Annotated in this window: 8 protein-coding genes; all 8 read right to left on the bottom strand. The window is 64.5% G+C overall.

Features of this window, described 5'->3' with window-relative positions:
• Positions 1–1013, bottom strand: a 1013-nt coding sequence (locus tag VFA16_RS00300; RefSeq protein ID WP_324965899.1) for an acyltransferase, incomplete at its 3' end; no start/stop codon positions are given.
• A gap of 251 nt (positions 1014–1264) precedes the next feature.
• The gene (locus VFA16_RS00295) at positions 1265–2701 is read right to left on the bottom strand and encodes an aldehyde dehydrogenase family protein (protein ID WP_324965898.1); all 1437 of its coding nucleotides are present in this window, start codon (positions 2699–2701) and stop codon (positions 1265–1267) included.
• A gap of 12 nt (positions 2702–2713) precedes the next feature.
• Positions 2714–4420: a thiamine pyrophosphate-binding protein gene (locus VFA16_RS00290; protein WP_324965897.1), complete on the bottom strand. Its 1707-nt coding sequence runs from the start codon at positions 4418–4420 to the stop codon at positions 2714–2716.
• Between the two features lie 2 nt (positions 4421–4422).
• Entirely contained in the window at positions 4423–5592 is a 1170-nt protein-coding gene (locus VFA16_RS00285) for a CoA transferase (RefSeq protein WP_324965896.1), read from the bottom strand.
• The gene (locus VFA16_RS00280; RefSeq protein WP_324965895.1) at positions 5585–6508 is read right to left on the bottom strand and encodes an SDR family NAD(P)-dependent oxidoreductase; all 924 of its coding nucleotides are present in this window, start codon (positions 6506–6508) and stop codon (positions 5585–5587) included. The genes VFA16_RS00285 and VFA16_RS00280 overlap by 8 nt, the downstream gene beginning before the upstream one ends.
• Positions 6508–8340: an NAD(P)/FAD-dependent oxidoreductase gene (locus VFA16_RS00275; protein ID WP_324965894.1), complete on the bottom strand. Its 1833-nt coding sequence runs from the start codon at positions 8338–8340 to the stop codon at positions 6508–6510. The genes VFA16_RS00280 and VFA16_RS00275 overlap by 1 nt, the downstream gene beginning before the upstream one ends.
• Before the next feature lie 2 nt (positions 8341–8342).
• A complete protein-coding gene (locus VFA16_RS00270; protein WP_324965893.1) occupies positions 8343–9713 on the bottom strand; it encodes an aromatic ring-hydroxylating dioxygenase subunit alpha in 1371 nt (456 codons plus the stop codon).
• Positions 9713–10379, bottom strand: a 667-nt coding sequence (locus VFA16_RS00265) for an SDR family oxidoreductase (RefSeq protein ID WP_324965892.1), incomplete at its 5' end; no start/stop codon positions are given. The genes VFA16_RS00270 and VFA16_RS00265, both read right to left, overlap by 1 nt.

The raw sequence follows: 10379 nt of genomic DNA, 5'->3' as shown, positions 1-10379 counted from the left end.
CCGGACCATCCTGTGCGCTCCCCGTTGAGCGCCAGGAAGACTGGCCAATGCCACAGGTAGATCCCGTAGGAGATGGCGCCCAGCCACACCAACGGAGGCAAAGCCAACACCCGGGCCGACACTCCCCGCTGGTCCAGCGCCACGGGGGCGATCACAGCGGCGGCTGCAAGCGCCACCACGATCAGCAACCCCTCGCGGAATTCCCGTGCGTTGCCCCTCGCGTAGTGTGCGGCCGCCGCCAATGCCACCAAGCCGATGACCGGCAGAACGCGGGCGACCCATCTGGCCCACCGGTTGCGGATCGCGCAGCGACCGCGGTTCAGCGATGACCAGTCGCGCACCAGCAGCGCCGACGCCGCGGCGCCGGTCAGCAATGCCTGCGCACGGGTGTCGGTGCCGAAATAGATCCGGTCGTGCGTGGCGTCCGAGGACAAGACGATGGCCGCGGCGGCCGAACCGGCCGCTCCCAGCGCGGCTACCAGGAACACGATGAACCGCACGCCGGCCAGCGTCGCCCACAACCGGTAGTGCCTGGCCCATGCCGCCAGCAATACGGCCACCGCAACTAGCACGAGCGGCCAGAGGAAGTAGTACTGCTCCTCGACCCCCAGCGACCATGTGTGCTGCAGCGGCGACGGCGTCGCACCTTGGGTGAAGTAGTCGGTCTTTTGCGCGACGAATCTCCAGTTCGCCATCCACACGAATGCCGCGATGGCGTCGCCGCGCAAGCCGGCGACAGCTTCTTGCGGAAGCAGCTCGCGGGCGACGCCTACGGTCAGCACCATCAGCACGAGGGCGGGCAGCAGCCGTCGGGCGCGGCGAATCCAGAAGCCGGACAATCCGATACGACCCGTGCGTCCCAGCTCGTCAAGTAGCAGCGATGTGATCAGGAATCCGCTGAGCACGAAAAATATGTCCACACCGATGAAGCCGCCGCCCATGCCGGGAACGCCGCCGTGCTCGAGGAGCACCAAAGCGACAGCTACGGCGCGTAATCCGTCCAGCGCGGCGATGCCCGAGCCCGGTCGGTGATGAGCTAGCTGCGGGACCGGCGCAACCCATCGCGGCCGTCGAGCGTAACGAACCGGCGCAGGGTAAGCCCTGGCCGGTTCAGTGCTGGCTCGTCGCGCGCCCGGACCGCCCGGCCGGACGGCGCTGTTGTTGCCGCCGATACGTCGTCGCCCCCTGCCTGTCGGATCGCAGCAAGTCTAGATGCGACTGGCCCGCAGGAGCGGAAGACACGGCGGCACAACTGGAGAGAGGCCTAACCTGCCGCCTTTTCGGGCGCGTGGCCGAGGACGCTCTTGGTCTCCAAGTACTCGTGGAAGCCGAACTCGCTCCATTCGCGGCCGTTGCCGCTTCCCTTGTAGCCACCGAAGGGTGCGTTCATGTCGAAGGCGTGGTTGATCGTCACCCAACCAGCACGGATCCGGCGGGCGACGGTGCGCGCCTTGTCAAGGTCGGCTCCCGAAACGTAGCCGGCCAGACCGTAGTCGGTGTCGTTGGCAATTTCGATGGCGTGGTCGATGTCGTCGTAACCAAGCATGCACAGCACCGGCCCGAAGATCTCCTCGCGGGCGATGGTCATGTCATTGGTGACGTCCGCAAAGATGGTGGGCTTGGCGTAGTAGCCGGTGTCCAGTCCGTCTGGCCGGCCGGTGCCGCCGATGACCAGCGTGGCGCCTTCGTCGATACCCTTCTGGATCAAGCGCTGAACCTTGTCAAACTGCGCCTTTGAGGCAAGCGGTCCGATTGCACGGCTGTCATCGGGGTCGCCGACTTTCACCTGTTCGGCGGCTTCGCGGGCAATCGCGACCGCTTCGGCCATGCGTGACTTAGGCACCAGCATGCGCGAGGGCGCGTTACAGCTCTGGCCCGTGTTCAGCATCATGTTGACTACGCCGGCACGGACGCTGTTCTCGAATTCCGCATCGTCCAGGACGATGTTGGGGCTCTTGCCCCCCAGTTCCTGGGTCACCCGCTTTACCGTTGGAGCAGCGTTCGCAGCCACGTCGATGCCGGCTCGGGTCGAACCGGTAAACGAGACCATGTCGATGTCGGGGTGGCTGGACAGCGCCACCCCCACGCCCGGGCCGTCGCCATTGACCAGGTTGTACACCCCTGCCGGCACGCCTGCGGCATCAAGAATTTCGGTGAAGATGTACGCCGAGTAGGGCGCAACCTCCGAAGGCTTCAGGATCATCGTGCAACCGGTCGCCAGCGCCGGATACACCTTCACCGCGATCTGGTTGAGCGGCCAGTTCCACGGTGTGATCAGCCCGCATACCCCGATCGGCTCCTTGACCACCAGGGTCGCACCGTGCTGTTCCTCGAACGAAAAGTTCTTCAGGACATCGATGGCGGTCATCAGGTGACCGAGGCCCAGCTGCACCTGCGGCCCTGCGGCCAACGACGGCGGTGCACCCATCTCCTCGGTCACTGCTTCTGCCAGGTCGTCAGCGCGTCTTTGGTATTCCGCGAGAATCGCTTGCAGCAGGTCCAAGCGCTCTTCGCGGCTGCTTTGCGACCATGTGGCGAACGCCCGTCGGGCCGCATTCACCGCCACGTCGACGTCTGCTGCAGAACCAAGTGAGATCTTGCCGGTGATCTGTTGAGTTGCGGGATTTTCGACGTCGAAGGGGTTGGGCCGCACGGGGTCGACCCACTGACCATCGATGTAGAACTTCACATATTCGCGCATGAAGCCATCCTCCTACTGAGTTCCTTCGGCGTACCAGGTCCTGAATTCGCCGTAGTTGGGCATTTCTTCCGAATTGACTTTGGGATCGATACATACATGGATGACACCCGGTCTGCCGCTCGCGTAGGCCCGTTTGATGGCCGGGCCGATGTCGTCGTCTTTCTCGACGTACTCGCCGTGGCAGCCCAGCCCCTCGGCGATCTTGTCGAAGCGCACGTTCTTGCTCCAGTGCACGCCTGGCTGTGATGACGGCTGGTCGAAGGTGCGCTTGTAGACCCCGACCTCGAGACCCCATTGGTGGTCGACGCCGACCACACACACCAACGGCAATTTGAGCCGCGCGGCGGTTTCGAGTTCGGCGATATGGAAGAGGAACGACGAGTCGCTGGTGAGCAGCATGACCGGCCGTTTGCCGCCGTCGGCGACCGAAGCGCCGACCGCGTAGGGCAGGCCGGTGCCGAGGTGGCCGAAGTTCTGGTTCCAGATCACGTCGTGCGGCTTGGCCTGTGAATAGGTCCACTGGAAGATGACGGTGGCGCCGCCGTCGCGCACCATGATGCCGTCCTTCGGGAAGGCTTTGGTCGCTTCGACCACGAAACGTGCTGTGTGGATCGGGGTTTGGCCGCTGGGTGCGGTTTCTGCCACTTCGGCCAACTGCGCGGCGTCCTGTTTAATCCAGCGTGCGAGATCCGCCGAGGGCTGCCGCGGTGTGTCGTTGAGTGCCTCGACTAGTTGGGGCACGACGCCGCGCAGGTCGCCTACCAGCGGGACGTCGACTGGACGGTTCACCCCGATCGCCACCGGATCTTGCTCGACGTAGATCCATTTGCGGTTGGCGTTGTTCTCCGCCCAGTGGCGGGTGGTGCCGTAGTGGACGGGTTCGCCGAGCTCGGTTCCAAGTGCGACGCATAGATCCGACGTGACCACCGCCTCGACCGCCGCCGACGAGAAGCCATAGGGGAAGGTGCGGTCCTCAAGCCCAGGGATGAACGACGTGCCGCCCGAGGTCTGGATCACCGGGCAGGCCATCACATCGGCGAGCGCCTTGACCGCAGCACCGCTGCGTGACGTGTGCACCCCGTGACCCACCAGCAGGATCGGCGCCTTGGCGGCGCGGATCAGCGCCGCTGCCTGCGCGATCTCCGGCGCACCCGCGCCTTGGTTGACGAGCCGGTAGGCATTGGGCGGCAACGGTTCTGCCACGTCGAGGTCTTGGGTGATGACATGCGCCGGGTATTCGACGTAGGCCGGGCCCGGTGTACCCGACATCGCCCGCCGGATTGCCTCGTGCACGAGTTCGTCCGTCTGGTCGGCGTATTCGATCGAGGCGCTGAACTTAACCGACGGCGTGAAAAGCCGTTCTTGCTGGACGAATTGGATGCGCCCACGGCGAACGCGGCGTTCGGTGATGCGGGCCCTCTGGCCGCCGAGGAAGATCACCGGCGAGTTCTCGACCTTGGCGCACATCATCGCCCCGGCCAGGTTGGCCACACCAGGCCCCAGCGTGCCGATGCACAGCCCGGGCTTGCCCGTCATACGTGAAACCGCTTCGGCCATGAAGCCCGCGCTTTCCTCGTGATGGGGCGCGACCACTGTCCAGCCCCGCGCTTCAGCTTCGCGGAACATGTGCACGAAGTTCGGATCAGGGATGCCGAACAGCGTGTTCACTCCCTCGACCTCGAAGAGGTCCAGGATGCGCTTATAGACCGGTACGCCCATCGTCACGTCTCCTTTCGTGGGCGAGCAGAGGCCAGCCCGAGTTCGTCGAGCACCTCGCTGGTGTCTGCTCCAAGCTCCGGCGCGGGACCCGCGACGCGGCCCGGCGTGTGCGAAAACCATGTCGGCACACCGGGAAAGCGCATCCGGCCGTGCGGGGTGTCGATTGTCTCGAACAAGCCGACAGCGTTGAGCTGCGGGTTGTCGAACAGTGCACCCGGTGTGCGGATGGGCGCCGCTGGTATCTCCAGCTCGCGGAACAGACCCAGCCAGTCTTCGGTGGTCCGCTCCCGCAGCGTCTCGGCTACCAGGGCGTAAACGGAGTCGATCTGGCGCGCCCGCTGCTCGAGTGTCGCGTACTGGTCGCTGGCCCACGCGGGCCGCACGGCGTCGATGAAAGCGGCCCAATGCTTGTCGGTGTAGATCAGCGCGGCGATATAGCCGTCGCTGGTGCGGTAAGGCCGCCGGTTGGGCGCCAAGGCTCGGGGATAACCGGCGGGTCCGAGCGGTGGGTCGAAGATGGCGCCATTGGCGTGTTCGACAAGCATGAACGAGGCCAGCGTCTCGAACATGCTCACCTCGACCTCTTGTCCCTGGCCGGTGCGTTCACGATGAAATAGCGCCATCATGGTGGCGTAGAGCGCGGTGAGGCCGGCCACTTTGTCGGCCATTATCGTCCCGACATAGCTTGCTTCCCCGGTCAATTGCTTTTGGACGGCCGGCAGCCCGCATTCGGCCTGGATCGTGTCGTCGTAGGCGGGCAGATCCCGGTCGGGCCCGCGCCGGCCGTACCCATAGCAGTTGGTGTAGATGATGGCCGAGTTGATCGCGGCGACCTCGTCGTAGCTGAATCCGAGCCGAGCGATCGCTTTTGCCCGCATCGAGTGGATGAACACGTCCGCGGTTTCGATCAGCGCCCGCAGCCCGGTCTTGCCTGCTTCTGTCTGCAGGTCCAAGACGACACTGCGCTTGCCGCGGTTGACGTTAACGAAGACACCGCTCATGCCGGGTGCCGGTCCGACGGAGATGTAGCGGGTCGTATCACCTTCCGGCGGCTCGACTTTGATGACGTCGGCGCCCATGTCAGCCATGATCTGGGTGCAGTAGGGTCCCATCACCATCGCGGTCAGATCGAGCACCCGCACTCCGGCCAGCGGTCCGGCCGGGCTAGCCATGCGACGCTCCTGCCCGGGCCATGTCGAAGCTGTAGCGGATGTGATCGCCGTGGCCGTCGGGGACGACGGGAAAGACCACCGGCGCTGTCATGTCGCGGATCGCGTCGATGTCGTCACCGACCTGCTCAACCGACCATGATGGGCGATACACGCCGGGCGTCTCGGTCACAAAGGCTTTCGCTACCCGGCCAGCGATTGCGATCAGGATTTCGCCCGTAAGTGAACAGGATTCATGGGCGAGCCAGCCCACCACCGGCGCCACCAACTCAGGGCCCCACGGCGGGTAGGCTGATGTGTCGATTCCCTCCGCCATTCGCGACTCGGCCGCGGGGACGATGACATTGCACTGCACGCCCTCTGCGGCGCCTTCCAGCGCGACGGCATTGGACAAGCCGATAATCCCGGCCTTGGCAGCGGCGTAATTTGCGACACCGTGGTTGCCGTAGAGCCCGCCGATCGACGACGTCAACACGATGCGGCCATAGCCCGCCGCGCACATCAGCGGGAAGGCCGGCCGCACCACGTGAAAGGCACCCCGCAGATGGACGTCGACGACGGCGTCGAAGTCGTCGCCGCTCATTTCCTTCAGCGAGGCTCTGCGGACATTGCCCGCATTATGGACAAGGATGTCGATCCGGCCATAGCGATGGATCGCCGCCTCAATGATTGCGCTGCCGCCGTCAGGTGTCGCAACGGTTTCGGTGCACGCGACCGCTTCCCCGCCGGCTGCCCTGATCTCGTCGACTACAGCGTGCGCTGGTCCGGCGTCGACCCCGTTCCCTGTCAGGTTGGCGCCGATGTCGTTGACGACGACTTTGGCCCCTCGCGACGCCAGCAACAGCGCATAGGCACGTCCGAGGCCGCGGCCCGCCCCCGTTATGACGGCGACCCGATCGTCGAATCTGAGTTCAGCCATCATGCTCCGAGCACGAGGCCGCCGAGGTCGCCCTGTGCGCGCCACTCGGCCAGCAGGTCACCGAACGCGTAGAACCCGGGCCCGTACGGTTCCCCGAGGTGCGACCGGATACCTTCGCCGCCCCCGCCGCCTTCGTTGTTGTAGTAGCCAGGCGTGCACTCCATTTCGAACTTGCTGTTGTCGACCGCAGTTTCGCGGATGGTCCGGCACCACTGGTCCTGGGCGGCTTGAGTTGGCTCCACAGTGGCCGCGCCCCGCGCCATGGTCTGCGCGATGACGTAGGCGATGTGCTCGCCCTGCAGCTCATAGTTGGCGCTGATGTTCGCCGACACCCCGACTTGGGTGAAGCCGGTGAAGAACTGGTTGGGAAAGCCGCGGCTGGTCATGCCGTGGAAGGTGCGAAAACCGTCGCGCCAGTAGTCGAACAGCGATACGCCGCCTCGGCCCTCGATGGTCTCGATGCTGTAGCGGCGGCTGATGTCGGTGGTGATCTCGAAGCCGCTGGCGTAGATGATGCAGTCGACTTCGTATTCGATGCCGTTGGCCACCAAGCCATTTTCGGTAGCCCGCTGGACGCCTTTAGACGCCGACACGTCGACCAGCGTGACGTTCGGGCGGTTGAAGGTCGGCAGATAGTCGTCGTTGGAGCATGGTCGCTTGCAGAGGAATCGGTAATAGGGTTTGAGCACCTCGGCGGTTTGCTTGTCGGTGACGATGCTGTCGATGCGGCGACGCAGCCGCTCCATCACCTTGTAGTCTTCTTCTTCCCGTATCGCCATGAACTGCTCGGGGGTGACCGCGGCCGGGTTTTCCAGAGCGAGAATCCTTGCCGCAGTGTTGCGGCCCAGTTCGGTCCAGAAGTCGCAGACCAAGTCGGGCTGGCCCGGCGCGCCGCCTTCGAAGGTCCAGGCATGGAAGTTGCGCTGGCGTTCCTTCTGCCACCCCGGCTGCAGCGACGCCACCCAAGCCGGGTCGGTCGGGGTGTTGTTGCGCTCGTCGACGGTCGACGGTGTGCGCTGAAAGACATAGAGGTGCTTGGCATAGCGGCCTAGAAAGGGGATCACCTGGATGGCGGTCGCGCCGGTTCCGACGATCGCGACCCGCTTGTCGTGCAGCTTGTCCAGACCTCCGGTGGCGTCCCCGCCGGTGTACTCGTAGTCCCACCGCGACGAGTGGAAGCTGTATCCCTTGAAGTCCTTGATTCCCGGGATGCCCGGAAGTTTCGGCCGGTGGAAGTTACCGGACGCCATCACGACGAAGCGGGCCCGGATGTCGTCGTCGCGGTTGGTGCCGATTCGCCAGCGTTTGATGTCCTCGTCCCAGTGCAATTCGCGCACCAGGGTGGAGAAGATCGCGCCATCGTAGAGGCCGTAGTGCTTTCCGATTCGCCGGCAATGCTCGTAGATCTCGGTGCCGTCGGCGAACTTCTTGGTCGGGATGTAGTCCAGCTCGTCGAGCAGCGGAACGTAGCAATACGACTCGTTGTCGCATTGGATTCCGGGAAAGCGGTTCCAGTACCAGACGCCACCGAAGTCGCCGCCGAGCTCGATGATCCTGACGTCGTCGACGCCGGCGCGTTTTAGGTGCGCGGCGCACAGTAGTCCGGCGAAGCCGCCGCCGAGGACCGCAACGTCGATATCCGCCGAGATCGGCTCGCGCACCACCGGCGGCGTGTACGGGTCGGTTTCGTAGAAGTCGGCGAATTCGCCCGACAGTTCGACGTACTGCTTGGAGCCTTCGGCGCGCAGCCGCTTGGCGCGCTCCTGCCGGTACTTTTCTCGCAGCGCGTCGATGTCGATGTCGTCGGGAGTCTGCGTCGGTGGACAGTCCATAGTCAACTTTCGTTACTCAGCTCTCGCGGCGCGCCGGTACCCATGTACTTCGCGAGGTTGCGGTGCAGGTTGGCGGTGCTGCGTTCCATATAGGGGTTGGGTTTTGTGCCTGTGAAGCCAAAAGATTTCATGCCTTGCTGCACTGCGGCCATGTTGGAGAAGTCCTGCGGAAAAACGGTCCGCCAGTTTGGGTCGTCGGGCGGAAGGTATTCCCACTCTGGGTGCGGCTCTTCACCTTCCGGGTAGAGCTCGTAGCAGGACGCCTCGAAGATGCATTGGTTTGGGTCGTAGCCGTACGGGCGGGCGCTGTAGCACAGTGCGGTGGTCAAGCCTTGGCCGATTTGGAAGTTGGGGAAGATCTGCCATGCGGTGCCGCTTTTGGCGAGGTGTTCGGGATCGATAGTCGGCCAGATCACGCCGCGGGCTGCGTCGTCGCGGCGAGCGGAGGACAGCCAGTGCTCGAGCACCTGGTCGGCCGGGGTGCCTTCGGGTAGTTCGTCGACCAGTCGGCGTGCCGCGTCGGCCAGCGTCTTGGTGGTGGTGGCGTTGGTTTCCTCCAGGGTGTAGAGCTGCATTTCCGCTGTCGAGATGCGCGGGTCGGCGCCGGTACCGAGCCGGATCTTGGATTTGGTCTTTTCCAGGTCCTTCGGCGCGTCATAGCCGATGTTGCTGTGCCGGCCGTGCGCCTTGGCCCAGCCGCGAAAGGTGCCGAACTTGTCGAACTGCGGGTGTGTGGTCGCGACGTGGTAGGTCTCGTTGAAGGCTTCCATGGCGACTTTCCAATTGCATTGGAAACGGAGCCATTTGCGCCATTTGCAGCGCATCTTGTCCAACTGGAAGGGGTCGAGCATGGTAGCGGCGGGTTCGAGATAGTCTCGCAACGGCTCACAGTCGGGATCCATGTTGATCCACACCCACCCGCCCCAGGTGTCGACGTTGACCGGCGCCAGATGGGTGTTCTGCGGTGTCAGCGCACCCTGCCAGTCCTGCTTGTCGGGCACATGGATGCAGCTGCCGTCCAGGTCGTATGTCCAGCCGTGGAATCCGCAGACGAACGACTTCTTGCGGCCACACGCGTTTTTCGCGCCGTCGGGTACGTCGACCAGCCGGCGGCCACGGTGCATGCACACGTTGTGGTGCGCCTTGAATGTGTCGTGCCCGGTGCGTACCACCACGATGGAGTCGTCGAGGATGTCGTAGGTCAAGTAGCTGCCGACGGTGGGGAGGTCTTCAACCCGGCCGATCTGCTGCCACACCTTGCGCCACAGCTTGTCGCGCTCGGCGCGCGCGTACTCCTCGGACAGGTAGGCGTCGACGCCGATAGTCACCGGTGCGGAAAGCTCTTCGGCTGCTTGGACTTCGGTGTCGGTCATCACATGCTCCTTAGCGCCGCGCGGAACGACTCGTCCTTGAGAAACAGCGAGGTGTTGTCTGCGTCCAGATGGGTCCACTTGAGGTCCAGGCCACCGTCGACCAGCAGAGTCTGGCCGGTGATATAGCTGGACAGGTCGGACAGCAAAAACAAGATGGCGCCGGCGATCTCGTCCGGTCGGCCGCGCCGCCCCATCGCAATGGCGCGACGGTCCCGCTCAGGGTCGTCGTCGACATAGGTGCCAGAGGCCGGTGTTTCGGTGACCCCAGGTGCCACGGCGTTGACGCGGATGCCATCCAGGGCGAGTTCGACCGCCATGGTGCGGGTCATCGCGACGATTGCCGCTTTCGCGGTGCCGTAGGCGATGTGGAAGGGCGCGGTGTTCATGCCGCTGATCGATGAGATCGACACGATCGCGCCTTGGCGGTTCTGTGCCTTGAGCTCTGCAGCGATCCCCTGGCTCATGAAGAATGTCGTCTCGAGATTGTCGGTGAACAGCTGCCGCCAATCCGATCGCGTCACCCGGGTCGCCGGCATCCAGGTCGACGGCGCCGCGCCGCCCGCGACGTTGACGAGCCCGTGCAGGCCGCCGTTGGTACGTCGCACCGCGTCGACGGTGGCTGCCACGCCATCGTCGGTGGATGCGTCTGCGGCGACAGGCACGATC

This window comes from Mycobacterium sp. (assembly GCF_035653355.1).
Lineage (GTDB): Bacteria > Actinomycetota > Actinomycetes > Mycobacteriales > Mycobacteriaceae > Mycobacterium.
Note: the sequence above shows the minus strand (reverse complement) of the source record. Positions and strands in the feature narration are given on the sequence as shown.

Bases quoted from the DNA above. Each gene is read 5' to 3' on its own strand.
- VFA16_RS00295 (WP_324965898.1), bottom strand. From the start codon at position 2,701: ATGCGCGAATATGTGAAGTTCTACATCGATGGTCAGTGGGTCGACCCC.
- VFA16_RS00290 (WP_324965897.1), bottom strand. From the start codon at position 4,420: ATGGGCGTACCGGTCTATAAGCGCATCCTGGACCTCTTCGAGGTCGAG.
- VFA16_RS00285 (WP_324965896.1), bottom strand. From the start codon at position 5,592: ATGGCTAGCCCGGCCGGACCGCTGGCCGGAGTGCGGGTGCTCGATCTG.
- VFA16_RS00280 (WP_324965895.1), bottom strand. From the start codon at position 6,508: ATGGCTGAACTCAGATTCGACGATCGGGTCGCCGTCATAACGGGGGCG.
- VFA16_RS00275 (WP_324965894.1), bottom strand. From the start codon at position 8,340: ATGGACTGTCCACCGACGCAGACTCCCGACGACATCGACATCGACGCG.
- VFA16_RS00270 (WP_324965893.1), bottom strand. From the start codon at position 9,713: ATGACCGACACCGAAGTCCAAGCAGCCGAAGAGCTTTCCGCACCGGTG.